Annotated in this window: 25 protein-coding genes; 12 read left to right on the top strand and 13 right to left on the bottom strand. The window is 59.7% G+C overall.

The features are described 5' to 3' along the window. Nucleotides 1–153 precede the first annotated feature (153 nt). From rtcA to BGE01nite_RS13650, 6 genes are all read right to left on the bottom strand, one after another. A complete protein-coding gene (gene rtcA / locus BGE01nite_RS13675; RefSeq protein WP_218032984.1) occupies nt 154–1,197 on the bottom strand; it encodes an RNA 3'-terminal phosphate cyclase in 1,044 nt (347 codons plus the stop codon). A 37-nt stretch (nt 1,198–1,234) separates the two neighbouring features. Continuing rightward, nucleotides 1,235–1,543 carry a DUF6331 family protein gene (locus tag BGE01nite_RS13670; RefSeq protein ID WP_146851035.1) on the bottom strand — a complete coding sequence of 103 codons (309 nt, stop codon included), beginning with the start codon at nt 1,541–1,543 and terminating at the stop codon, nt 1,235–1,237. A 93-nt stretch (nt 1,544–1,636) separates the two neighbouring features. Continuing rightward, nucleotides 1,637–3,127, bottom strand: a complete 1,491-nt coding sequence (locus BGE01nite_RS13665; protein WP_146851034.1) for an RtcB family protein — start codon at nt 3,125–3,127, stop codon at nt 1,637–1,639. Next, nucleotides 3,124–3,750, bottom strand: a complete 627-nt coding sequence (locus BGE01nite_RS13660; protein WP_146851033.1) for a hypothetical protein — start codon at nt 3,748–3,750, stop codon at nt 3,124–3,126. The genes BGE01nite_RS13665 and BGE01nite_RS13660 overlap by 4 nt, the downstream gene beginning before the upstream one ends. Before the next feature lie 533 nt (nt 3,751–4,283). Continuing rightward, the gene (locus tag BGE01nite_RS13655; protein WP_146851032.1) at nt 4,284–5,852 is read right to left on the bottom strand and encodes a vWA domain-containing protein; all 1,569 of its coding nucleotides are present in this window, start codon (nt 5,850–5,852) and stop codon (nt 4,284–4,286) included. A gap of 188 nt (nt 5,853–6,040) precedes the next feature. Beyond that, the gene (locus BGE01nite_RS13650) at nt 6,041–6,685 is read right to left on the bottom strand and encodes a hypothetical protein (protein WP_146851031.1); all 645 of its coding nucleotides are present in this window, start codon (nt 6,683–6,685) and stop codon (nt 6,041–6,043) included. Nucleotides 6,686–6,936: 251 nt separating this feature from the next. Here BGE01nite_RS13650 and rtcR point away from each other — a divergent pair, with 251 nt between their 5' ends. Then, nucleotides 6,937–8,529, top strand: a complete 1,593-nt coding sequence (gene rtcR, locus BGE01nite_RS13645; RefSeq protein WP_146851030.1) for an RNA repair transcriptional activator RtcR — start codon at nt 6,937–6,939, stop codon at nt 8,527–8,529. 25 nt (nt 8,530–8,554) lie between these two features. Here rtcR and BGE01nite_RS13640 read toward each other — a convergent pair whose 3' ends face one another. Then, complete coding sequence (locus tag BGE01nite_RS13640; RefSeq protein ID WP_146851029.1) at nt 8,555–9,775, bottom strand: prenyltransferase/squalene oxidase repeat-containing protein; 1,221 nt, start codon at nt 9,773–9,775, stop codon at nt 8,555–8,557. Nucleotides 9,776–9,795: 20 nt separating this feature from the next. Here BGE01nite_RS13640 and BGE01nite_RS13635 point away from each other — a divergent pair, with 20 nt between their 5' ends. The 3 genes from BGE01nite_RS13635 (at nt 9,796) to araD (ending at nt 12,068) form a co-directional block, all read left to right on the top strand. Then, nucleotides 9,796–9,996, top strand: coding sequence for a hypothetical protein (locus BGE01nite_RS13635; RefSeq protein WP_146851028.1), 201 nt, complete (start codon nt 9,796–9,798; stop codon nt 9,994–9,996). Further along, the gene (locus BGE01nite_RS13630; RefSeq protein ID WP_218032983.1) at nt 9,971–10,249 is read left to right on the top strand and encodes a type II toxin-antitoxin system RelE family toxin; all 279 of its coding nucleotides are present in this window, start codon (nt 9,971–9,973) and stop codon (nt 10,247–10,249) included. The genes BGE01nite_RS13635 and BGE01nite_RS13630 overlap by 26 nt, the downstream gene beginning before the upstream one ends. Nucleotides 10,250–10,343: 94 nt before the next feature. After that, a complete protein-coding gene (gene araD / locus BGE01nite_RS13625; protein ID WP_146851027.1) occupies nt 10,344–12,068 on the top strand; it encodes an L-arabinonate dehydratase in 1,725 nt (574 codons plus the stop codon). A 106-nt stretch (nt 12,069–12,174) separates the two neighbouring features. On the opposite strand, the gene BGE01nite_RS13620 is transcribed toward araD, so the two are convergent. Then, complete coding sequence (locus tag BGE01nite_RS13620) at nt 12,175–12,951, bottom strand: hypothetical protein (protein WP_146851026.1); 777 nt, start codon at nt 12,949–12,951, stop codon at nt 12,175–12,177. Nucleotides 12,952–13,073: 122 nt separating this feature from the next. On the opposite strand from BGE01nite_RS13620, the gene BGE01nite_RS13615 reads away from it, so the two are divergent. Both BGE01nite_RS13615 and BGE01nite_RS13610 read left to right on the top strand, forming a co-directional pair. Further along, the gene (locus BGE01nite_RS13615; RefSeq protein WP_146851025.1) at nt 13,074–14,045 is read left to right on the top strand and encodes a DUF2167 domain-containing protein; all 972 of its coding nucleotides are present in this window, start codon (nt 13,074–13,076) and stop codon (nt 14,043–14,045) included. Nucleotides 14,046–14,056: 11 nt separating this feature from the next. After that, nucleotides 14,057–15,124, top strand: a complete 1,068-nt coding sequence (locus BGE01nite_RS13610) for a hypothetical protein (protein WP_146851024.1) — start codon at nt 14,057–14,059, stop codon at nt 15,122–15,124. 220 nt (nt 15,125–15,344) lie between these two features. Here the strand turns inward: BGE01nite_RS13610 and BGE01nite_RS13605 are convergent, their stop codons facing one another. Next, a complete protein-coding gene (locus tag BGE01nite_RS13605; protein ID WP_146851023.1) occupies nt 15,345–15,680 on the bottom strand; it encodes a hypothetical protein in 336 nt (111 codons plus the stop codon). Nucleotides 15,681–15,864: 184 nt separating this feature from the next. Here BGE01nite_RS13605 and BGE01nite_RS13600 point away from each other — a divergent pair, with 184 nt between their 5' ends. After that, entirely contained in the window at nt 15,865–16,746 is an 882-nt protein-coding gene (locus BGE01nite_RS13600; protein ID WP_146851022.1) for a CvfB family protein, read from the top strand. 28 nt (nt 16,747–16,774) lie between these two features. Here BGE01nite_RS13600 and BGE01nite_RS13595 read toward each other — a convergent pair whose 3' ends face one another. Then, nucleotides 16,775–17,515, bottom strand: a complete 741-nt coding sequence (locus tag BGE01nite_RS13595) for a dienelactone hydrolase family protein (protein ID WP_146851021.1) — start codon at nt 17,513–17,515, stop codon at nt 16,775–16,777. A gap of 79 nt (nt 17,516–17,594) precedes the next feature. Next, entirely contained in the window at nt 17,595–18,083 is a 489-nt protein-coding gene (locus BGE01nite_RS13590; protein ID WP_146851020.1) for a hypothetical protein, read from the bottom strand. 208 nt (nt 18,084–18,291) lie between these two features. On the opposite strand from BGE01nite_RS13590, the gene BGE01nite_RS13585 reads away from it, so the two are divergent. Together BGE01nite_RS13585 and BGE01nite_RS13580 are read left to right on the top strand one after the other, a co-directional pair. Beyond that, a complete protein-coding gene (locus BGE01nite_RS13585; RefSeq protein WP_146851019.1) occupies nt 18,292–18,996 on the top strand; it encodes a hypothetical protein in 705 nt (234 codons plus the stop codon). A 32-nt stretch (nt 18,997–19,028) separates the two neighbouring features. Continuing rightward, complete coding sequence (locus BGE01nite_RS13580) at nt 19,029–19,232, top strand: hypothetical protein (protein ID WP_146851018.1); 204 nt, start codon at nt 19,029–19,031, stop codon at nt 19,230–19,232. A gap of 84 nt (nt 19,233–19,316) precedes the next feature. Here BGE01nite_RS13580 and BGE01nite_RS13575 read toward each other — a convergent pair whose 3' ends face one another. Next, nucleotides 19,317–20,774: a sulfatase gene (locus BGE01nite_RS13575; protein WP_146851017.1), complete on the bottom strand. Its 1,458-nt coding sequence runs from the start codon at nt 20,772–20,774 to the stop codon at nt 19,317–19,319. A gap of 114 nt (nt 20,775–20,888) precedes the next feature. Between BGE01nite_RS13575 and BGE01nite_RS13570 the strand changes: the two genes are divergently transcribed. From BGE01nite_RS13570 to BGE01nite_RS13560, 3 genes are all read left to right on the top strand, one after another. After that, nucleotides 20,889–21,581, top strand: coding sequence for a YceH family protein (locus BGE01nite_RS13570; protein WP_146851016.1), 693 nt, complete (start codon nt 20,889–20,891; stop codon nt 21,579–21,581). 82 nt (nt 21,582–21,663) lie between these two features. After that, the gene (locus BGE01nite_RS13565; RefSeq protein WP_146851015.1) at nt 21,664–22,584 is read left to right on the top strand and encodes a serine O-acetyltransferase; all 921 of its coding nucleotides are present in this window, start codon (nt 21,664–21,666) and stop codon (nt 22,582–22,584) included. 3 nt (nt 22,585–22,587) lie between these two features. Then, a complete protein-coding gene (locus BGE01nite_RS13560; protein ID WP_146851014.1) occupies nt 22,588–23,250 on the top strand; it encodes a SprT family zinc-dependent metalloprotease in 663 nt (220 codons plus the stop codon). Between the two features lie 59 nt (nt 23,251–23,309). On the opposite strand, the gene BGE01nite_RS13555 is transcribed toward BGE01nite_RS13560, so the two are convergent. Then, entirely contained in the window at nt 23,310–24,734 is a 1,425-nt protein-coding gene (locus tag BGE01nite_RS13555) for a hypothetical protein (protein ID WP_146851013.1), read from the bottom strand. Nucleotides 24,735–24,832 lie beyond the last annotated feature (98 nt).

The following is a 24,832-nucleotide window of genomic DNA, read 5'->3' as shown; positions in this document are numbered from 1 at the left end:
CCAGTCCTCTGGCGCTCTCGAAGGCCTAACGATATTTGCGCGCAAGCTGGAAGCGAAGGTTGTTTGAGGTTGGTGATTCTCTCGAAGCTTGTGAATCACTCGCTTCGTCGGAAAGCGCCGGAGGTCCGGCGCACTCCAGGACGCTTCGCGACTTCAACGCCCATCGACATCTCGACACGTCACCGCCTTCACCCCACGCTCAACCTCGGTCACCGTGAACTTCACGGGCAGGAACTGCTGGATGAGGGTCATGTTCGTCTCGGTGTGATCACTGATGGCGTGGGTGTGAAACACGCCACCTTGTGCGAGGGCCATCGGCAGCAGGAGCTGGTCCGCGAGATGCACACCGACAGGTGCGCTTGAGGACAGATAGCGGTGCAGGCCTTTGGCTGCGCCTGTGGCCACGGACTCGGCAGATTTGCCCATCTGCGCGATGCCGGTGCTGATCTCGCACACATTCGCGAAACGCGCTCCGAGCAGCAGCGCATTGCCTGGTCCGGCGCTTTCGTTGGCGTAGCGCAGCTCGATCTTGTCTTCCTGCCATTCCAGCACGCTGGCGGCAGTGGTGATCTCTCGCTGGGCGATGTCACGATGCAGATGGGCGTGCAGCACACGGCCAAAGGTTTCCACAGGCTCGCCGCGCTCGGTGAGCTTCAATTTTTTCCACTTTTGGATAGGTTGGATGTCCGCTTTCAGCACTCCACCGCCGGCCTGCATGAAGCCATGACGTTCCAGGGTGACGGATGTCTTCACACCCATGCTCTGGATCACGGGCAGGAAGCATTGATCGATGAACTCGAAGGGAGGTGCCATCGGGTTGTGCGTCCCACCTTCAATGCGCAGCGTGCTGGCTGCCTCGGCATGAAGCAGCGCAGGCAGCAGGGTCTGCAGCACGAGCGTCGTGCTGCCACCGGAACCGATGGCAAAGTTGTAGTCGCCTCCCTTGATCTTGCCGGGACGGAAGACCAGCTCGGTGGAGCCAAGCTCCGCGCCATCGACGGCCGCATCACCGACCTCTGCCGCTGCCTTCACGCAGGTCAGATGCTGTCGCATCAGCCCTGGCTTGGGCCGCTTGCCACGGATGTTCGTCATGCGAAAGGTCTGTCCGGTCACCAGCGCCAGGGATAGCGACGAGCGCAGCAGTTGACCTCCGCCTGCGTCACCGGCGATTTGAAGGATGGGATTGAGAGTCTTCATGAGTCTAGCTAGCGTGTTAAATTGTTCAGGGCATCGGCTAAGCAGGACCATGACGCTGATGAGACTGGTCAGGACGCACGGCTCCAACCCCAAGGCCTTGCGTGACTACACCAGCGAGCAAGTCAAACAAGTCTTGAGCCTCTTTCTTGGACCAGCATGCATTCATCTCAGAGCTATCCACCCCCCAATCATCAGGCAGTGTATCAATCTCGACTTTGATTTGTTGAAGTTCAGCCAACGTTTGTTCGACCCATTCTTTGCCATGTTTGGCGATGGCGTGACTGACGTAGATTGGATCAAAGTCATAGGCATCCAATCCACAGCACCCAGGGACACAGTTAACCATGAAGTAGCCGCTCAGGAGCGAGCTAGTCTCAGAAGGCAGTTTGAGATGGAGAGTCTTCGAATGGCTCACAGAAAACACTGATTGAAGTTTTTTTTAATCATCCGCCTCCGCCGCGTCTTTGATCACGAAGCGGGCTTTGAGTTTGCACACTTGCTGGGCCAGACCGGCGGACTCGACGCTGCGGAGGACTTCTTTGAAATCCTTGTAGGCGTTCGGAGCTTCGTCGATCGGGTACTGGCGCGCGTTGTAGAGGATGTCGCGGGTCTCGAAATCCGCGTCCACGGTCTTTTGATCCAGGTTGCGTGCAGCAGCCTTGCGGCCCATGCAGCGGCCGGCGCCGTGGTTCACGCTGTAGCAGCTCTTCACGGCGTCAGGCTTGGCCACCATCACCACGGATCCATCGCGAGGGTTTCCTGGCAGGAGGATCGGGTGACCGGTGCTGGCAAACGGCGTGTCCTTCAGCGCATGATGTCCCGCCGGGAAGGCGCGGGTAGCTCCCTTGCGGTGCACCCACGAAAGTTGGTTATCCACCACCTCCTGGCGCGCGATGTTATGACTGATGAAGTACACGAGCTGACCTTTGGTTCCTGGCAGCACTTCCTGGAAGGCTTCGAGCACGAGCGCATTGATGAGCATGTGGTTCACGGTGGCGAAGTTCGCCCCGAGCGCCATGTCATCGAGATAGGCATCAGCCTCCGGCGTTCCGAGCGGTGCATACACAAGCTGCTTGTCACCAGCAGGGAAATCGAGACCCCAGGTGCGGAAGAAACCTTCCAGCACCTTGAACTGGCGCTGCGCGAGGATGTTTCCAAACCCGCGCGATCCGCAGTGGCTGAGGAAGGCGACACGATCATCCTGCAATCCAAAGACCTCGGCGGTGGCACGCATCGCTGGATCATCGGAAAGCTGCACGATCTCGCACTCACCGAAGTGGTTTCCACCTCCGTAAGATCCGAGCTGCATCATCTTGTTTTCAAAGCCTGCGAAACCATTGAAGGAGCGCATCTTGTCGAGGCGCTCATGGAGCGTGGAGGTGTTTCCATCATGACCGAAATGTGCGCTGTCCTCGCAGCGCAGCGCCCACTCAGGCGGGATTCCGAGCGCTTCACACACGCTTTTGCTGGCACCCTCGGTGCATGCCTGCACTCCGAGTTCCGCGGACACGCGACGCGACTTCTTCGCCTCACGCTGACCGCGTCCGGCACCTGTTGGAGTGCGAGCCACGATGGCCTCGATGAGACGACGGCGGACCGCTTTATCCACGATGGCATCCGACGGGATGTCCATCTGGAGCAGGGACATGGAGCACTTGATGTCCACGCCCACCGGACCTGGATAGATGTGTGTTGGCGAAGCCATCACGCAACCCACGGGCGCACCGTAACCGGCATGCGCATCCGGGTTGAGCACCAGGTTCGTCACGCCCGGAGCCGAGCGCGAGTTCAGCGCCTGCTCGATGCAGGTTTGGTCGAAGCCGGAGCGAATGGCCTCCGTCCCGATCACGGTGATCGGTTTACCCGCGTTGTCACGCGCAGGGAGAAAAGCTTCGGCTTCGCCGGTGATATGGAATAGGGAGGTGGTCATGGTTGGTCGTTGTCAGTTAGTGTCGGAATCCAGAGGGCGGCCAGGGTATTGAAGCCACGGCGATGTGGGTCAGGCCAGGAGCGTGTGCTGAGGGTCCAGCCAAAGTGTTCCCAGTTGCGGTCCTCGCGCAGTTGCAGGAGTTCTTTCCGGAGTGGATCTTTGTGTCCGTCGAAGCCCACAAGCAGCAGCATGTTTTGGTGAGTTTTGTCGGGCTGATACCTTTTGAGGTGCGAGGCGAGTTGGTACTCTTCCCAGCGTTTGGAGAAGTCGAGGTGTGGATCTATGCGATGACTGTCTCCATAGACACGCACCTTGATCTTGGAGATCTTGATCATGTCGAGCGTGATATGTTCCTTTTGTGGAAGGCCGAAGCCCGCCATGGCGGTGCCTGGACGTTTGTTCATGCGCCAGTTGTAACCGAATCGACCGTTGGCTATGCAAACCGCGCCCAGAGCTTGTAAGCATGGAGTGAGACACTGATCCCATTCCAGTCGCCACTTCTGGTGTGTGGATTCGGGGACGTGTTCTTCGGCGGCATAGAGACCCTGAGGGGCGATCTTGGCATCGAAATCCTCAAGGCTTTTGAGAAGCTCGTCGGCTAACGATGAATATGAAAGGAGCATTGAAAAGAGGTGGCGACGACAAGGTGAGATGAAACGTTTTACTCTGCTCTACCAGGCTGAGCTACGGTCCCGTCGAAAGTGAGACCGGTGGGATTCGAACCCACGACAGGAGGGTGAGAAACCATGTAGTTCCATCAGCATTCGTCACCATTTAAGGTGGTTGTTTGAAGAGGAGTGGCGACAAGGGTGGAGAGACTTCTCCGCATTTCTGCGGGGCGGGATTTGAACCCGCTGGTTACGAATGTAGTCCGCTCCGGCATTCGCCAGAAATAAAAGTTAGTTAGGTGAGAAGTGATGGCGACAAGGTAGGTGAGAAACGCTCATTGCTCTACCGCTGAGCTACTGCCGTGCTTGCGCATGACAGGCAGGGCTCGAACCTGCGTCCGATGGGTTCATGTAGTTCCTCAGGCATTCGCCATGATTGATAGAAGGAAAGAAAGAGGTGGGATGGAGCCTGATGACAAGGGTTGGAGAGACGGGACAGTTAAAATGTAGTCTGCACCAGCATTCACCAGGCTCCAAAAGGGTTGAGTTTAGAGCGGGGTTTGATTGATCTCCCCGATCCAGTGATCCTGGCTGAGTTCACCGCGGGCGAAGGCGGCGATCACATTGAACACGGAGTCGGAGAAGCCGCCGATGTTGAGGATGTCCTCACGCTCCTTGGCCTGCGTGGTGGCGTAGGGCTGGATGTCGAGGCACACGAGACGGGCATTGGGATTCCGTTGCTTGAACTTCATCCACTCGCTCATCGTGCGGGTCGCGGATCCTCCGAAGTGGCCATGATAAGGAGTGTCCATCCACGACTCGTTGTCGGAGACGTAGATCACCAGATCCGCCTGCACCTTGCGGGCATTGAGATCGATCAGCACGGAGCTGCAGTTCGTTCCACCGGCAGGTAGAGACGCGAGTTTTTGCGCATTCGTCATCACAGAATCACGAGGATTCAAAGACACACGAACCACGTTGTTCTCGAAAGGCAGCACTTCGGCATCACGGTTCTGACGCAGGAAGGCGGCGGAGATCAGCGCAGCGACATCAATGCAGCGCACCTTGCTCGTGGCGCCTTTGCGGACACCAGTCACGGCGGAGTGCATGGAGCCGGACACGTCCGGAGCCACGATGATTTTTCCATCCACCGCAGGCACATTGGAGACGGCGATCTCCATGGCATCCTGCAGGGCTTCCTTGATCTCGTGCGGCACATCCGCACCGGCATTTTGAAAGGCAGCCATGAGCTGGTAAGGGAAGACCTTGGCACGGCGTACCTGGGCCTCGTCACGCAGACGGCTGGCCACCAGGCGGGTGATCTCCTTTACGGTGAACACGCCATGACGGGAGAAGGTGTTCAGGTTCATGCGCGTCATCTGCCATGGGGCACGACGAGCGATGGCCTGCCACTGCTCCGTGGTGAGAGGCAGCGCGGTCAGCATCTGGAAAGGCACCTCCGGTGGATTTCCCACAGGCTCGGTCTTCCAGGCCTCGAACTCACGCACGATGGCTGGCAGCGCCGAGGCATCATGCTTGCGTCCGATGAGGTAACCGTAAAGAGCTTCGCGGCTCTTTGTGGCGGGACGTGGGTGCACCATTTTCAAGATGTCCGCCAGGGAAGGCGACTGACCCACATCCGCGCGGAAGATGACCTCATCCGAGCGGGTCTCAAACCAGCGGCGCACGAGGCGCTTTGGCAGGGAACCGAGGGACTTGCGACCCGTCACGCCGGAGCGGAGGATCTGCACGAAGTTGCGCAGCATCTTGGCGTCATCGATCACGCGATCAAAGATCAGCTCCAGGCGCTCGGCATCACGGGCAGCCAGCACGGCGCAGAGCAGCGCAGGCACGTCCTTCATGAAACCCTTCTGGCGGCAATGCAGAGCCGTGCGGGCGATGAAGTCCGTCGGCACCTTCTCACAGAGCTTCAGCACCTGGGCGAGCTGGTCCTCCGCCGAGGCGTAGAAGGTCTGGCTCAGGCAACCCGTGGCTGCATACTGGGCCAGCGCCCCGGAAGGGGAGAGGCTGTAGGCGCGGGCCCCGGCTTCATTGAAGCTGTCAGCCTTGGGAGCCAGAGCTCCGGCGATGGTTTGGAAGAGAGATTTGTTGGCCATGGTGGTTTCGGGCGGTTGATCCCGTATGCCAATCTCTATTGCTAGGGCCGTGCCAAGTCGTGCCAGCCGGGTGTGCCAATGACGCTGGAAGCCTTATAGAATAAGGGAAAGAAAATTTTTCAGCGCTTTAGGAGGCAAGCCTCGTTGATGAGCTGTCCTCCATAAGAAATATCTAAAAAGATAGCTAGTTATCCAAAAGGATAAGATGCGATGAGTTTTTCCAGGTTCACGCCGTTCTGGGCTGCCGTGGAGTGCATCAGGGACACAGCCATAGGGTGTGTGATCAGGTCGATGGGCACGATGATGTCGTCCGTGACCCGGGAGAAGTTCTCTGGGTTGGCATCGGCAATGATGATGCTGTCGAAGGGGCGATACCAGAAGGGCTTGCTGCTGTATTGCTGCATCATCATCTCGTCCGGCAGGCGCATGAATCCGCACTGGATGAAGAAGGCGTGGATGTCTTCCAGGGAAGGGCGGCCTTGATCAACTTCTGGTTGGGCGGTGATGATGGAAGGAACGCGCCCTGCCTGGATGCCCTGGAGTGTGATCACATCACCAAACGCCACGTTTTGCGTGCCGAGGCGCAGCAGGTATTCCGACGGAATGGCATGCCTGAGCGCCAGTTTGTTAGCGCGATTGTCATTCTCTTGATCCACGACGAAACCGAAGCGGTCCTGGTTGATCAGCTTGAAGACGTGGTCACTGCCATCCTCATGCCAGACATGATGCTCTCCTTGAGAGGCGATTTGGACACCGGGTATGACATGATCCGCAGCATATTGCCGCAGGATGGCTACTTGCTCAGCCTCTCGCGCTTCTGGCGGCGAGACCATCCGAAACTCTTTGTTTCAGCACCACCGATGAGTTTTTGGGCGCACTCAACCGCGCTGCGAGCAGCTTCTTCGGATCGGTCTGAAACCGGCGAGAATTGGAGGATTGAGTCATAGGCTTCGGCGGGCGTCACAGCCCCTGGAAGATGGTGGATTGCGCTCCAAATGTCAACGGGGCAGGATGGCAGGTTGCCGACGCTTTAGCGTGACGGCGATTTTTCCCCACGCTAAAGCGTGGTTATCCGCTCCATTCCATGAAACCCATCGTCACTTTCGGCTTCCTCGGCACCTCGCTGGACCGTGCTTTCGGGCCGGAACGGTGGTCGAAATGGCGGCCGACGGTGTCGATGTGCCAGCATGAGGATTTGCTTATTTCACGGCTGGAACTGCTGGTGGATCCGAAGTTCGCGGACATGGCGAGGGGCGTGGTGGCGGACATCGCTCAGGTGTCTCCGGAGACGGAGGTGGTGATGCATGACTTTCCGCTGAAGGATGCCTGGGACTTTCAGGAGGTGTATGAGGCGCTCTATGATTTCGTCAGTGACTATGACTTTGAGCCGGAGAAGAAGGACTATCTGATTCATCTCACCACGGGCACGCATGTGGCGCAGATCTGCTGGTTCCTGCTGAACGAGGCGCAGTTCATTCCGGCGCGGCTTTTGCAGACGGGTCCCGCACGCCATGACTCACGCGATGCAACGTCCGCGGGTCGCTATGAGATCATCGATCTCGATCTCTCGAAGTATGATCGTCTGGCCACACGTTTCGCACAGGAGCAGGAGCGCACGCTGGACTTTCTGAAGAGCGGCATCGCCACGAAGAGCAAGGGTTTTAACAAGCTCATCGAGCAGATCGAGATCGTGGCCGTGAACTCGAAGGCGCCGATCCTCATCACGGGTCCCACGGGGGCAGGCAAGTCCATGCTCGCAGGCCGCATCTATGACCTGCGCAAGGCCCGCGCTGGCCTAACCGGAAGGTTTGTGGAGGTGAACTGTGCAACGCTGCGTGGGGATCAGGCCATGTCCGCCTTGTTTGGTCATAAGCGGGGATCCTTCACCGGGGCGCAGGCAGATCGTCCGGGCTTGCTGAAGGAAGCGGACAAAGGTCTCATCTTTCTGGATGAGATCGGCGAACTCGGTCTGGACGAACAAGCGATGCTACTGCGTGCGCTTGAAGACAAGACCTTCCTTCCTCTGGGCAGTGACAAGGCCGTGCAGAGTGATTTCCAGCTCATCGCAGGCACGAACCGAGACCTGCGTGTGCAGGTCGCCGAGGGCAAGTTTCGAGATGATCTGCTGGCGCGCATCAACCTCTGGACGTTTGCGCTTCCGGGTCTTGCGGAAAGGCGCGAGGACATCGCCGCGAACCTCGATTTCGAGCTGGAGAGATTCTCTAAAGCGCATCGCAAGCAGGTGCGCATGAACAAGGAGGCGCGTGAGGCTTTCCTGAAGTTCGCGCGCAGTCCGGAGGCGAAATGGAGTGCTAATTTTCGTGACCTCAATGCGGCGGTGACACGCATGGCGACTCTTGCGCCGAAGGGACGGATCACAGTGGAGTGTGTGACTTCAGAAGTGGCGCGTTTGCAGGAGAGCTGGTGTGATGTGGGCGGCCGATTGTCAGGTGATTTACCGGCTGTACTCGGTGACAAGCAGAGGGCGGATATAGATCCCTTTGATGTGGTGCAACTTGAGTTCGTGATCCGTGTGTGCAAGGAGAGCAAGACACTCTCCGATGCGGGCCGGAAGCTGTTTGCGGTGTCGCGAGCCAAACGAACGGTTACCAATGACGCTGACCGGCTGAAGAAGTATTTGGCCCGGTTTGACCTGAAGTGGGATGATGTGAAATGAAGTAGTCCGCGAGTCCTCTCGCGGACTACTCCGCACCCGCAGCTAAGGCAGGCAGCTCATCACACAGGGCCAAAGCTTTCAGAGCCTGCGTGGTCGCGATGTAGGTGATGTAGGAGTAGTTGCCGCGATAGAGCGACTGCATCCACCAGCGACCGGAGACGCGCTGCTCCTTCTTCAACCAGGTGAGGCCGCGCTGGATGCGCTCATCACTGGCCGGCACATTGCTTTGCCGCATGAGGATGATGGCGAGCGCGGTCATGTAGGCATCACTCTCGGGCTTCGCGGCATCGGGAAGATTCGTGATGAGGTTGGCCACGAACTCGCTGATCTCGAAGTGCCAGTCTTTGAGCGCGGACATGTCGCGTGTGGACCAGCCGCCATCGGCGTGTTGTTTGGAGGAGAGCATGGCGAGTGCAGTGTCACGATCTGCCTGGGTTACAAGCTCGGGCATGTAGTGCGCGAGTTGCAGGCGCAGCACGCGATCGAAGTCGTTTTTGATCTCGGGCTGGCGTAACCAAGTTTTCATCTTCTCCACCTTTGCCAGTAGGGCGTCGTCCTTCAGGTTTGCGAGCCATCCAGGAGCGGCGGTGATGGCGCGCGCGGCCTGCACGGTGAGTTCGAAATCGGTGGTGATGTGCGGGACTTCCACCTCGCCATGACTTACGAAGGCGCCGCTGGCGGACTGGCGCTCGAACATGTCGCGGAGGGATTGTTCGGTAGGTGCGGAGGTTTTACCGGTCACATGCTTGTCCCATTCCGCGAGGCCGAGTGAGCGCCAGACGCTGGTGAAGGTGGCGGGATAGTGGCGGTGGCCGTTTTTCTCGGTCTCCTTCACGGGCTTGATCTCGGCGGGGACGAACTCGACAAAGTCCGCGTGGATCTCCTCGTTCACCTTGCCGAGCTGCGGGATCAGAGACGGGCGCTCGCTGAGGTAGGGGCCGGTGGTGTGGCAGTTTACGCAGCTTTTTTCCCGCACCCAGCAGATGGAGCCTTCTTCGAGGTATTTCACCGCTGCTTTCACGGACTCCGGTCCGAAAGCGGCCACGCGTGGCTCATCGGCGGTTGGCAGGCTGATGCGGATGTCCCCGGACTGATACTGAAACTCGGGTTTGGGCTCCTCGGCAAACGATGCCTGTACGGCGGCGAGAAGACCCAGAAGGGCGAGGAAGAGCGGTTTCATGCCCGGTGAATACGCAAGCTGCTGACGGACTTTCGCCGCTGGAGGCTGGTATTGACGCGATTCCATGGGCCGACTAAAATGGCATCATGAGCACCCTGCTTGAGATCGAACAAGCCATCGAGAAGCTGCCTGAGAGCGAGTTTCGTGAACTCCATCGCTGGGTGGCGGAGCGAGACGCGGGTCGTTGGGATGAGCAGATCGCGGCGGATGCGGCAGCGGGGAAGTTTGATGGGTTACGTGCGCGGATCACGGCGGATTATCGTGCCGGAGCCTGCCGCGATCTATGAAGCATCAGGCGCATCCTACTTCTGGTTCCACTACAGGCATCTTCCAGAGTCTATCCAGGCTTTAGCTGACAAGAATTTTGAGTTGTTGAAGGCCAATCCCCGGCACCCCTCCCTTCAGCTCAAGAAAGTGGCCGCCGACATTTACTCGGCTCGTGTCGGACTGGACTACCGAGCATTGGCTTTCGACATGGGAGAACATCTGGTTTGGTTCTGGATCGGGCCACACGATCAGTATGACCGGCGGATTGGTTGAGAACCTCCGAAAGGGCGCCGGCAAGGCCCCTGCATTTTCTACCAAGCGGAAGTGGCATTTGCGTGACATCTCGGGATGATGCGCACCCACCCACATGACAAGAAAGACCCCTGAAGAACTCCGCTCCTGGCGCTGGTATGGCCGGGATGAACTGCGCTCCTTTGGCCATCGCTCCCGTGCGAAACAGCATGGCTGGGGGGCTGAGGATTATGTGGGGAAGCCGGTCATTGGCATCCTGAACTCGTGGTCGGAGCAGAACTCCTGTCACATGCACCTGAAGCTCACGGCAGATGCAGTGCGCCGTGGCATCCTGCAGGCGGGGGGGCATCCCATGGAGATCCCGGTGCTTTCCGCAGGTGAGATGCTGACGAAGCCGACGGCGATGTTTCATCGCAACCTACTGGCGATGGAGACCGAGGAAGTGCTGCGCGCGAATCCGCTGGATGGCGCGGTGCTGCTGGGTGGTTGCGATAAATCCACGCCAGGCCTGCTCATGGGTGCCTTCAGCATGGACATCCCGGTCATCTACATGCCCTGCGGGCCGATGATGAAGGGCAACTGGCGCGGCACCACCCTGGGCAGCGGCAGTGATGTCTGGAAATACTGGGACGAGAAGCGCGCGGGCAATCTGAGCTGGGAAGAATGGTGCGAGATCGAAGACGGCATCGCACGCGGCCCAGGCCACTGCATGACCATGGGCACGGCGAGCACGTTGACTGCTCTTGCAGAAACGCTGGGTCTGGTGATGCCGGGTGCTTCCTCCATCCCTGCGGTGGACAGCGCGCATCTGCGCATCGCCGCCGCTGCGGGCCGCCAGATGGTGGAGAACGTTTGGTTAGACCGGAAGCCCTCCACCATCGTCAGCGAGCGCTCGTTTGAGAACGCGATTGCGGTGGACATGGCACTGGGTGGTAGCACGAATGCGATTGTGCATCTGGTGGCCATGGCGGGACGTCTCGGCATCAAGCTGCCGCTGGAGAAGTTTGACGAGATCAGCCTGCGTGTGCCACTGCTGGCAAACCTGCGTCCTGCTGGCAAATACCTCATGGAGGAGTTTTTCCTCGCAGGAGGCATCAAGGCACTGCTGAATGTCATGCGCGGTATTCTGCACATGGATGTGCCGACGGTGACTGGCCTAACCTTGGGCGAGAACGTGGACGGCTGCGAGGTCTACGACAAAGACGTCATCCGCACGCCGGAGAATGCCATCCAGCCGGATGGCGGCACGGCGATCCTGCGCGGCAATCTCTGCCCCGATGGCGCGGTGATCAAACATGCGGCTGCCACGCCTGCTCTTTGTCAGCACACGGGCCCCGCGCTTGTTTTTGACAGCTATCCGGAGATGAAGAAGGAGATCGACAACATGGATCTCGATATCACCCCGGACACCGTGCTCATTCTGCGCAATGCGGGTCCTGTGGGTGCTCCTGGCATGCCGGAGTGGGGTCAGCTGCCGATTCCGAAGAAGCTGCTCATGCAGGGTGTTCGTGATCTTGTGCGTCTCAGTGACTGCCGCATGAGCGGCACCAGCTATGGAGCCTGCGCGTTGCACATCGCGCCGGAGAGCGCGGTGGGTGGTCCGCTGGCGCTGGTGAAGAACGGCGACCTCATCGAGCTGGATGTTAAGAACCGTCGTCTGCATCTGCATGTGAGTGACGAGGAGCTGGCGAAGCGCCGTGCCGAGTGGAAACCCGCGCCGCCGCGTTATCATCGTGGTTATGCGAAGCTCTTCGTGGAGCATGTCACGCAGGCGAACGAAGGCGCGGACTTTGATTTTCTCCAGCATGGTCCAGCGGTGCCGGAGCCGGAGATTTTTTAGTTAGGTGCGGAAGTCGCGAAGCGGTCCTGGTGTACGTTGTTCACGTTTCAGCGTGTCTTTGCACGTCATTGAACACGCTAAAGCGTGAACAACTTACTCAGACAACTCACTGCACCTGGATCGTCGGGGGCAGGGTGATGGGGCCGGTGTTGGGCTGGGCATCGTCGGGGAAGATCACGGTGATGCTGCGGATCTGGCTGGTGCCGTCGTCATTGCGCGCGGAGTCGAGCAGCCACTTCTTCACGAACTCGGCCACGGATTTGCGGGCGGCTTCGCGGATGTTGTCGAGATGCGCTTTGTTACCCGCGCGCTTTTCGAGTGTGGGGGTGAGCTCTTTTTCCAGATTAGCGAGGTTGTCATCCGCATTAAAGCGGAACCAGCCGGCGTCAGATTTCTTTTCCATGCCATCCGTGCGCACGGCGGGCGGCTGGGAAGGCCGCAGGCCAGGGGCGCGGACGATGCACTGCCCATCCTGCACATGGAGCTGCCAGTCTTCGGAGAGCTTGATGTGGTAGCGATAGACCACGGGTGTGCGGATCTCCGAGACCGTGGTGCCGAGATAGATGATCTCATTGAAGAGAGTCTTCATGTCATAGCGCGTGACGGTTTCATTCGTCTCCATGGTGGCGACCTCCAGGATGTCTCCGTTGGTGGCGCTGATCTTGGTGATGGACTCCTTGAAGCGTGTCTCGATGTCGCTGTGGACCATTTGTCCTGGCAGATTGGCCAGCATGGAAAGCGTCTCCTTGAGGGTCTTGAGAAAGAAGATGCTCATCACGCCCATCACCAGCAGGCCAAGCAATACGGTGACGACGAACCAGCGGAGGCAGCCGGAGCGTGCGGTGCCTGGGGATACCTGGGGAGTACTGACGGGTTCAGTCATGTGAAAAACATGTCGCAGCGCTGCGCTTGTCTCCAGCATAAATCTACGGTGGCATGGGTTCTGCGCCTTGACCTTAGGATTCTGTGCGGGATAACCTATCATTCCTTTCTAACCCCTTCTCCATGAAGCTTCCAGCCTTCTCCCAAATGACGAGCCTGCTCAGCAGCCTGATCCTGATGTCCGTCTTCAGCATGTCCGCCATGGGGCAGAGCCAGCCGGCTCCGGCTCCTGGGGCTGGAGGCGCCGCAGCTGCACCGGCAGAGCCGACCGAGGCGGAGATCGAGGCGCAGCAGAAGAAGCTGATCGACAAGATTGAGACCTTTGGCTGGACACGCTCCGGCAAGTCGGCACTGGGCAGCATGGCGGAAGTGAGCATCCCGCAGGGCTGGCGCTTCACCGGGCCACAGGGCACGCGTGACATGCTGAAGCTTTTTGACAACGTCCCAGGCACCTCTGAGCTCGGCATGATGACCACGGAAGGTCTGGGACCCTGGGTCATTTTCGAGTTCGAGAACACGGGGTACGTCAAGGATGATGAAAAAAGCCAGCTGGATGCAGGCGCGGATGAGATGCTGAAGACCTTCCAGGAAGGTCAGGAAGCTGCCAACGTGGAACGCAAGCGCATGGGGCTGGGTACTCTGAAAGTGGTCGGCTGGGCTCTGCCACCGCGCTTCAATGACCAGACGAAGAACCTTGAGTGGGCGCTGCGTGTGGTGAGTGAGAGCGGCAATGAGTCCATCAACTACAACACCCGTCTGCTGGGCCGTCATGGGGTGATGGAGGTCGAGCTCGTCTGTGATCCTGAGGAGATGCAGACCCTGCTGCCGCAGTATCAGGGCATCATGAAGGACTTCCAGTACACCACAGGAAACACCTACGCGGAGTTCCGCGCGGGTGACAAGGTGGCTGAGTATGGTCTCACGGCCCTGATCGCTGGTGGTGGTGCCGTGGCCGCGGCAAAGATGGGCCTGTTTGCAAAGCTGGGCGGCTTGGTCGCGAAGCTGGGCAAGGGCATTGTCGTCGTGGTGGTGGCCATCGGAGCAGGCATCAAGGCGCTGTTCTCGAAGCTGTTTGGCCGCAAGGAGTCCGTGTGATCTGAGTCGTCATGACAGACGGCCAGTGGCTTTTCCTTCTCTTCGCGCTGCTGTATCTGGCGGAGTGTCTGAGGCTGGTGCCTGCGGGTGCCTGGCTGCTCATGGCTCACGGCAAGGAAGGCGCGCTGAGGCGTGTCTTTGCGCCGCTAGATTTTGCCGGGCGGCGCTTCCTGGTGCTGCCCGTGCTGCCGCCTCCGCCGGTGCATGCGGTCATGCTGCCCTGGCAGTTGCTGCCTTGTGAGGCGGGGCTTGAAGTGTTGAATGAGGAAGGTCGTCCGGAAGCTGTGATACCGTGGGCGGAGGTGAAGCCGCAGGCCACTGAACGTGTGCTGCAGCTCAGCCAGGGCCAGCGTGTGCTTTTTCATCATGCTGACCTGGCATCTGCCATGGCTGAGAGGGTGCGAAAGTGGACCACGATGAACGCAGAGGCCCGCGAGCGCGATTTTGAAAAGCATGCGCGTGCCACGCTGGATGTGCAGAAGGTGACCGCGCACATGGCGGAGTCCACAAGGCTTACGCGGTGGCTGCGCCGTGTTTCGCTGATGACCTTCCTGCTTTGCTTCGGTGTGCTGCCGGTGATCTATCGCCAGTTAGGAGATGGCGTGGGCATCCTCAATGCCGCAGGTGTGATGGCTCTGCTGATGTGGGTGCAGGCCATCTTGTTCTGGCGTGCGGCGGGAGATCTGCCGAAGGGCAGGGTCAAACATCGCTTCTGGAAGACGCTGCCCATGTTCTTTCTGCCCCAGTTCGGGCTGCGTGCGGCGGATCACATTCTCGAGGCGCGATGGCTGGAGTCACACCCGCTGGCAGCCTGGTGTTCTTTGACGGAAAGCTCCCGCCTGAAGCTGGCACGGCTGTTTTGGAACGCGGCCTGCCATCCGTCGGCAGCCTCGGGTGATTTGCAGCAACGTTTGTTACGCGTTTTCTGGAAGGAGCGCGGGTTTGACGAGGCGAAGCTCGAGGAAGTGCCGGAGCGCCAGCCAGGCTCGGCGGCCTACTGCCCGCGCTGTTCCACGCAGTTTCGAGATGCATCCATGCTCTGCAAAGACTGCGGCGGGGTGGCGCTGAAGCCGTTTTGAGTCATCGCAGAACACATGTCGGCAGGGGGGTGGGAGTTGGCGAATGCTTCCAGCGTCTCTCCGAGACGCAAACTTGATTGGTGCGCACGACTTGTGAAGTCCGGTGGTTCTCAGTCGCTACGCTCCTTTCACCGCCGGCTACCGGCCATCGAGCCTCCGGCTCGCGATCATCAGCAAGGATGACGGAGTTTCGGCATCATTGCCCGGGAGCATTTGAAGCTCAGAGCAGCCGGCGTGAATTGCGCAGGCCATCGGCGGTGACCACGGCTTGATTGCGTGAGGCGACGAGGAAGTCCACATGGTTCTGCCACTGCATGGGGCGCAGGGCGGTGAGGCCCATGCTGCGCATGCGGTAGCCGCCATCGGCGATCTCCCAGCCAAATTCGCTGTGCCGGTTCCGGTAGTCCTGCCGGTGCAGCCAGGCGCCGAACTCATCCTTCCGCCACACCGCCGGGTCATTCCCCGGGATCGTCTGCGCGAGCTGCCAGACCTGCTCGATGACCTCGCGCGTGTAGGCGCCAGCATCATAAGTTTCGTCAGCCAGGGTCTGAGACATGAAGGGTTGGGTGAAAGCGGTCGGTGATGAAGCTTACGCTCGATCACCAGCCTGTGTAACATCGGAGATGCACGCCGCAAACCTTGATTGCAGCGGAGTCGGTGATCCCTTCATCGGGCCACGAACGAAATGCGTGGATATGGGGATTGGAAAAACACCGCGTCCGCGCCTAGCCTGCGGTCACATGGCAGACCTCGGCAGATACAATCGACTCAAAGTGCTCTACAGCACACCCCACGGCATTTACCTGGATGGTGGTCCGCATGGGGAGATCCTGCTGCCGACGCGCTATGTGCCGAGGGGCACCACGCTGGACCAGCTGCTGGAGGTTTTCATTTATCGAGACTCTGAGGACCGTGTCATTGCCACCACGGAGCGTCCGCTGGCCATCGTGGGAGAGTTTGCCTCTCTGGAAGTCGTGGGCGTGCACCAGCAGATGGGCGTGTTTCTGAACTGGGGACTGCCGAAGGATCTGTTGCTGCCGTTTCGCGAACTGTCAGATTACCGTCCGCAGCCGGGTGACAGGGTGCTGGTGTTTGTGAAGCTGGACGAGCGCTCCGACCGCATCGTCGCCACCACGAAGTTTAACAAGCATCTCAGCCGCCAGCCGGCGCTTTATAGGAAGGGTCAGCAAGTCCCGCTGATCATCGCTAATCGCACGCCGCTGGGCTTCAATGCGCTGGTCGGCGGAACTCACATGGGCCTGCTGCATGAGAGCCGTGCCACTGCGCCGCTACGGCCGGGGCAGGAGATCATGGGCTACATCGCGGCCGTGCATCCTGGAAACAAGATCGACCTCAGCCTGGATGCATCGGGCTATCAACGCGTGGCGCCACTGACGGATCGCATCATTGAAGAATTGAAGGCAGCGGGAGGCGCACTGCCCTTTGATGACGACAGCTCACCCGAAGGTATCCGTGAGGTTTTTGGGGCCAGCAAAGCCGCCTTCAAACAGGCTCTCGGCGCTCTTTTCCGTCAGCGGAAGATACAGTTCACGCGGCCTGGTATCGCGCTGGTGGACCCGACGCAGCCGGCCCCAGGCGACTGGCGGCCGGGACAAAGGTGAGGCTTTCAGCTCGCGGCAACGCGCCGGCCTAACTGAGGCAGCGGCGGAAGAAATCGACCGTCATGCCGAGCGCTTGACGAGCGAGTTCCGGATCATAGCGCAGGCCTTCATCGCGGAGGAAGGCATGGGCGGCATTGAACTCATGCCAGGTGAACTTCACGCCAGCAGCAGCCAGAGTGTTGTAGATCATGGCGCGGCCTTCGGCAGACACATGCGGATCCTGACGACCGAAGACCATGAGCAGCTCGCCCTTGATGTCCGCTGCACGCGCCAGTGAGTCATCATTCATGCCGGCACCGAGACTGCGCTTGTGCAGATCTGTGGGGTAGAAGCAGGCGGCGGCGGAGACATCTGGATGCAAAGCCGCGCGGTAGGTGAGATGCCCGCCGATGCAGGGGCCGAAGGAACCCAGCTTTCCCGTGCAGGCTTCGTGGCCTTTCAAGTAGTCGAGCACAGCGCGGTTGTCCGAATCATAAGCGGCGACGGGCTTCTCGGTCTTCAAGCGATTGCCCACATCGGAGCCTGCTTGATCATAGGCCAGCACTGTACCTGCCTCCAGATATTCATGGTAAATCTCTGGCAGCACCACGATGAAGCCATGACCGGCGAGAAACGCGGCGGTGCGGCAGATGGGACCGGTGTTCTGAAAAATCTCCGAGTGAAAAAGCAGGCCCGGGAAGCGGCCTTCACTTGCAGGGCGCAGCACCAGGGCGCGCATGGGGCCGGTGGGCGTGGAAAGTTCGACGGTTTCGGGTTCGCGGAGAGTCATGGGAAAAACGTTGTGACAGTCAGGTGCTGGTCACGGAGATGCAGTGTTGAATCAAGAAGGACAGGCTTTCTCACACGACTCACTGGAGACGCACAGATTTGCTGATCGTCTCACCCACGAAGATCGAGCGTTTGTCATCTTCCGTAAAGGTGACGATCGCCATCCACAGCTGCTGCCCTTTCCTGATGTAGGTGCTCTCTGTGCGGAGGACCTTGCCAAAACGGTCAGCCTTGAAGGACATCAACCGCGCCTCGTCCGCGCCCGCCAGGGTCAGGTTCTTGAACTCTGTCTTGGGATTGGTCACACCTTCCAGCTTGCTCATGCTGTTGGCGGAACCCTGGGAGATCTTTTGCAGATCCAGTGGCACGCTGTCCTTGTAGTGGATGGAGACCACAGCGACCTCGTAGCCGTCCGTTTTGACGCTGTATTGCGCCTGGCTGTGCATCATCTCATTTTCTCCGGTCTTGCTCTTTTCCTCCAGTGGAAGGGGGCAGTTGAGCTTCAGGCCGCCCACTTCACGCAAGCTCGAGGTCGCTGCGGCTTCCTGCCCCTGGAGAGCCGGGCCCATCAGGGCAAAGGCAGTGCAGGCAAGGGTGTGAAGGACAATCTGGCGGCGACTAGGAAGGCACGGAAAAGAGGGAGAGACCATATGCCATACTGATCCGCCCTAGGCCGCCGGCAAGCGCGAAAAAAGCCGGGCGGTTTCTCCAATCCAGAAAAGGGGTGGGGATAGACCCCATAACCAAAAGCGCAGGGAAACCCGTATCCACCATGATATGAAACACATCCTCTCAAACTCACTCCATGCTCTGCTGCTCACAGTAGCGCTCACCGCCGGTGGCATCGTTCAAGCTCAAACGATCGAGGCCACACGGACAACAGTCACCTCTGATGGCATCGTCAGCGAATTCGGCCCGCAAGGTCTGTTGATCAAGACGGCCGTCGACAGCCAGCCCATCCGCTACATCTCCACGGACACCACCAATTATGTGGATGAGCTCGGCAATCCTGTCTCCGCGAGCCTTGTGACAGCGGGGGTTCCGACCACGGTGTACTACACCAAGGTTGGAGACCGCCTGATCGTGTCCAAGGTGATGGTGAAGACCGGTGCCACCGCGCGAGTGGTCACACCTTCCGTCACTGAAACCACCACCTATTCGGAAGGCACGGTCGCTGATTTCGGCGCTGACCGCATTGTTGTCCGTTCGCAGTCGTCCCCACAGCCGCTGCCCTACACCTACACCAAGACCACCTCCTACGTGGATGAAGCCGGCGCCCCCATCGCTGTCGACACCGTAAGGTCCGGTGTTCCTGTCACAGTATACTACGTCAAGGGTGCCGATGGAGCGCTCATCGCCAGCAAGGTGGTCGTTCGCAGAGCCGCCGCCGCCGTGGCCGTGCCGCCTGTGGTCGAGACTCAAAGGACCACGACGACCACAACCGTTCCCGTTCCCCGGGACAAGGACGACGATGACAACTGAGCCGTCTGCGCAACCCAACCTACCTGACGATCATGAACAAACTTCTTCTAGCCCTGCTGGCAGGCACCAGCCTGATGTGTCTCGCCAGTTGTGAGACATACGACCATGATGATGACGATGATGATCACCCTCGCCGCTCAGTCATGACGACCACCGAGGAAACCACGGTCAGCTCACCAACCGCTATTGTTCCTGTCAGTGGCGCGGTGCAGACGACTCGCACGGTGACCTACTAAAGTCTGCCGACAGATCAAAAACCCTCATTTAGCGGCCTGGCGGAAGCCAGGCCGTTTTCTTTGTGCTCGGGCCTCAGCCATCCATCACCCCTCGGCCGGCTCCTTCCCCTTCTGCATCTTCTTCTCTTTGCGCTTCGCCTTCATCTCCGGAGTCTTCTCGGTCTTGCCTTTCTCTTTGTTAGGAACTTTAGCGTTCTCCGCGGGCATGGATTTGGCCAGTTCATCCTTGATGGCTTGATGCTGCGGATCCTTGGCGAGGTTCGTCCATTCGTTGGGGTCGGCGGACTCGTTGTAGAGTTCCTCGTCGCCATTCGCATAGCGGATGTAGCGCCAGCCTTCGTTGCGCACGCCGTGGTTGTTGAAGCCATGGGTGGTGAGAGCGGGTGTGGTCCAGGGAGCGGCGGGATTTTCGAGCAGTGACTTGATGCTCGGACCTTCAAGATGCGCAGGCTTGGGCAGACCGCAGACCTCCATGAGCGTGGGGTAGATGCTCATGAAGTCGACCGTGCGGTCGCAGACGGTGCCGGGCTTCGTCAATCCGGGCACGACCCAGAGCAGCGGAGCGCGCGTGGCCTCCTCCCAAAGGGCAAATTTGCGCCAGTGATGCTTCTCGCCGAGATGCCAGCCGTGGTCACACCAGAAGACGATGATGGTGTTGTCCTTATAAGCAGATTTGTCGAAGGCATCCAGCAGGCGGCCGATGTTCATGTCGGTGTAGGCCGTGGCGGCGAGATAGGCCTGGATGGCTTCCTTCCAGCGACCAGAGTCGAGGATGTTTTTGTGGTCGCCATTCGGCTTGGCCATGGCCACACCAGCGGGCGGGACGTCGGACAGATCATCCTCCTTGTAGGGAGGCAGCTGGATGCTCTCCAGGGGGAACATGTCATACCATTTCTGCGGCACATTCCAGGCCATGTGGGGCTTGTGCAGGCCCACGGCGAGGAAGAAGGGCTTGTCGTGCTTCTTGCCGAGCTGCTCGATGCCGTAGTCCGCGATGGCATAGTCTTCGAGTTCATTATCCTGGCAGTCCAGCGGGGCAAAGCGGATGCCGCCGACACCGCCGTCCTTGGCATTTTTGGAGAGCTTGTTCTCGGCCTTGCCGCCGCCTTCCTTGGTGAGGTAGTCATCCCACTCGCTGTCGCGCTTGAAGGACTCATGGTAGATCTTGCCAGCGCCGCAGACGTAGTAGCCGCCTTTGCGGAAGGAGGCGGTGAGCGGCTTGTCCTCAGGCACGATCTTGCGCCAGTCGGTCTCGTTCCCATACACGCCGGTGGTGGAGGGGCGCATGCCGCTCATCAGCGCGGTGCGTGAGGGATTGCACACTGGAGCGGCGCAGTAGCTGCGGGTGAAGGCCGTGCCCATCTTCGCGAGACGGTCAATGTTCGGGGTCTTCGTCTGCTCGTTGTGATGCAGGTAGCCCACCCAGTCACGCAGGTCATCGATGGCGATGAAGAGCACGTTTGGCTTTGCAGCATCTGCCGCGGAAAGCGCGGAGGTGGATGCGACCAGGAGCAGGCAGAGGGAGAGCAGGGTGCGGTGCATGGCCCGATGAACAGAGGGTGAGGGAGCTTTCTTAGCGCAAAATGGTGAGCTGATGTGCGGGCTGAGCTTTGCTTGTGCGAAAGGCTCGTCTAAGAATAAGGCACTACGTCAATCATGTCCGCCACCGACCCGCTCAATGCCATCGAGGCCCGCATCCTGGGCTGCCTGCTCGAAAAAGAGATCACGCTGCCTGATTACTATCCGCTCACGCTGAACGCACTCACGGCCGCGTGCAACCAGACGACGAACCGCGACCCGGTCATGAGCCTGGATGAGGGCCAGATCCGCCGCGCGGTGGAGGCCATGAAGACACGCGGCTGGATCTTTGAGATCAGCATCGTGGGGGCGCGGGTGAGCAAGTATCGTCACAATCTGAAGACCAAGCTTCCAGGGCTGGAGAAGCCTGCCGTGTCCCTGCTATGCGTGCTGCTGCTGCGCGGCGAACAAACTTTAGGTGAGCTGCGCCAGCGCACGGAGCGCCTGCATGCCTTCCCGGATCTGGAGAGCGTGGATGCGGAGCTTTTAAATCTCATCTCCTACAGCGAGGGACCTCTGGCCGCCTGCCTGCCCGCAGGTCCGGGACGTCGTGTGGCGCAGTACACCCAGCTTCTCACGGGTGAGCCTGGGGCGGATTCCACGCCGCAGGAGGAGATCATTCCGCCGGCCTCTGGTTCTGCGGCACCGGTGGGGGCGCCCGCCGCCGTTTTGGAGGAAGACCAGGCCTGGAAGCAGCGCATGGAGATGGAGATCGAGCTGCTGAAAGCCCAGCTCACCCGCCTGAAAGTGCGCCTGGGAGTGGAAGATTGAGAATAAGACGGCCACTTGTTCACAGCCTGCCCGTTTGCCTCCGGCGTATCTTGCCTCTATAGATAGGCCACTAACTACACCGATGGATTGCCGCCAGGAAGAGATCGTCCAAAGCCTCATGGCCTCGTATTGCGAGGTCGGGGGCATCAACCATGTCGACAGCGGCAACCTGCCGTCCAAAAAAGCCATTGCCGTGCTTTGTGAGGACCTGCTGCAGGTGCTCTTCCCGGGTTTCTTCTCTGAAGATGCGCTGTCTTCCCAGGATCTGGAGTTGCTGACTCACGAACGTGTGGCCGGCATGCGCGAGCGCCTGAACATCGAGGTGCGCCGCAGCCTGCGCCTGCGCGATGGCAAGGGTGACAATCACCGCGAGGAGGCCATGAAGCTCGTTTGTGACTTCATGGTGTGCCTGCCCGGGGTTCGCCAGCTTTTGCAAACAGACGTGCAGGCCGCTTTCGATGGCGATCCCGCCGCGCGCAGTTTTGAGGAGATCATCCTGGCCTATCCGGGCCTGGAGGCCATCGCCGTGCAGCGCAGCGCGCATCTTTTGTACAAGGCCGGTGTGCCGCTGCTGCCGCGCATGATGACCGAGTGGGCGCATGGCCGTACGGGCATCGACATCCATCCCGGAGCGGAAATCGGCAGTCATTTCTTCATTGATCATGGCACCGGCGTGGTCATCGGCGAGACCTGCCAGATCGGCGCGCATGTGAAGTTGTATCAAGGGGTCGGCCTGGTGGCGAAATCCCTCGCTGCCGGCCAGGCGCTGGCAGGCAAGAAGCGCCATCCGACGCTGGAGGACAGCGTCACCATCTATGCCGGGGCCACCATCGTGGGTGGTGACACCATCATCGGTGCGCGCAGCATCATCGGCGCGAACGTTTTCCTCATGGAAAGCGTGGCCCCTGACATGGTCTATGCTCTGGGCGATCAGGATCACCGCATCCGTGATCGCAAACAAACCCCGTTGAAAAAGTCTCCTGCTGTTCCCGTCGAAGCTTGAGTCATGAATTTCGCGCGGAAAATTTCCCAGCTGTTTTTTGACTTCAACTCCCAGCCCGCCTGGGAGCCGGTGGAGGGCCCGTTGTTTGACTCGTCAGCGTCTGCGGAGTCAGATGCTGCCACCGCATCCGGCAACGAAGAGATCAAGGAGCTCACCCAGGACGCCACGCTCACGCAGGTCTGCCAGCTGCTGCTGGAGCAGATCGGCCTGCCGGGCATGGCGAAGGTGGTGCATGTGTTCTGGAACCCACGCCTGCGCAGCACGGCTGGTTATGCCTCGTATCCGAGCTGGCGCATCGAGCTGAACCCACGTCTGCGTGAGTTTGAGGGCCAGACCGAGCGCACGCTGCGTCATGAACTGGCGCATCTGGTGGCCTATCATCGGGCCGGACGCCGCCGCATCGAGCCGCATGGCAGCGAGTGGAAGACCGCCTGTGCCGATCTCGGCATTCCGGGTGAGTCCGCACGTCACACGCTGCCGCTGCCGCGCCGTCAGGTGAGCCGGAACTACATCTATGCCTGCGCACATTGCGGAGTCATCGCCCAGCGCGTGAGGAAGTTCCGCCGTGGCAGTGCCTGCCGCAAATGCTGCGACGCCCACAACGGCGGCAAGTATGACACGAAGTACCGCTTCGTGCTGATCGAGAAAGCCGGTAAGGAGAAGTGATTTTTGGTTAGACCGGCTCTCGGAAATTCTGTCCATTTGCCAGGCGCTGGCCGCCTCGCTCACTTCACCTCCTTCGCCATCTCCAGCAGGGCATCCATCATCTTCACGGAGGCCTGGGGCTCGAGGTTGTTCGTGCCGGGCCAGGTCTCGTAACCGCCTAACTCAAAGTGTCGTGGAGTGGGCATGTAGCCGTAGTAGCCATGGGCCAGCTCGACCATGAAGGATTTTTCAAAGGGGCTGCGCTTCTTGAACTCCACGCCTGTTTCCGCAAAGGTCTCACAGGGCGAGGAGCCGATGCAGATATCGCCAATGCGGAAGATCTGCACCGGGAATTTGGTCTCCGGGCTGGCCTCGGCAAGGCGCTGCACGCGGCCGGCGTAGGCCAGGGGCAGATCGGCCTTGCCCTGGATGCGCGGAGTGTTCTTTTCCGTCTCCTTGGCCCAGGCGATGAGATCCTCTGGAATCTTCCGCCAGGCGACGGGCAGCTCACGGTAGCGCGAGGTCAGCGGCGCGCTGCTTTCCCACTTCACTTTGGCGACGGCTTCATTCACCTTCGCGGCCACGTCCTCGGCCACGTAGCGCATCTGCTCGTACTGCTTTTTGCGTGGTTGAGGGTTGCGGAAGTTGTTGTTGTTGGCGTCACCGCTGGTGCCGTTTGCCATGATGCCGACGAAAGGCGGATCATCATTGCCATTCACCTGCAGACGCTTCAGCGCCTCACAGAAGTAGCCATAATAGTCAGCGGAGATGTGCCCGCCGCCGACACCGCCCACATAGTGCAGCGAGTAAGCCGAATAGACGGAGATCAAGCGCCCGCCGGGCTCACGCACGGCGATGAAAGAGACGGTGGGGTCAGGCTCGCCCGCAGGCTCGAGGAGGCTCGGGCTGCCTGCGCCGGGGTTCATCTTCACCTTGTCGATCTTGCCAAAAGGGTTCGGCGGCATGGTGCCTTCCTTCAGAAACCAGCGGCGGATGTGCACGTGCTCCGGCACGTCCACACGACCAAAGGCGATCTCCGCAGGGCGCAGCAGATTGAGAGCCCGGCGCACACCATCCGCGATACGACGTGCGACGAACTGCTGATAGGCTGTCAGTTCCAGATCCGAGGAATAAAACCTCACCGGGCCGCCCAAGGCGCTCACGGCGGAATGCGTGTGCGTGCCGGAGATCAGCACATTCGCGGCCGGGATGCCGGTTTCCTTTTCAATCAGCTCACGCGCCTTCACCGACACGCTGCGATGCAGGCCGAGCAAGTCACACACGACGAGAGCGAGCTTCGTTTTGCCATCATCCAGCACCAGGCAGCGCGCATTCAACTCATCGTGAATATGGGTGGCAGGGAAGGGAAGGAAGCCGCCCACGATATCACCACCCAGTTCAGGGGTGATGTTGCTGGTGGCGGCGCCGGCCTGGAGCGGCGGGGTATCTGCCGCGTGCAGGGAGAATGAGACAGCAGCAGCGAGGGAGAGCAGGAGAAGACGCATGGCATGGATACGCCTTCACGACCGTGCATCCATCTCTTCATCCCTGAGACTGTCACATCTGACTTACAAAAAGTTTCATTGTGATGGGAAGCCGCTGT

Source organism: Prosthecobacter gellanilyticus (assembly GCF_007992435.1).
Classification (GTDB): Bacteria; Verrucomicrobiota; Verrucomicrobiia; order Verrucomicrobiales; family Verrucomicrobiaceae; genus Prosthecobacter; species Prosthecobacter gellanilyticus.
The sequence above is the reverse complement of the archived record's forward strand: the minus strand, read 5'-3'. Positions and strand labels throughout refer to the sequence as shown.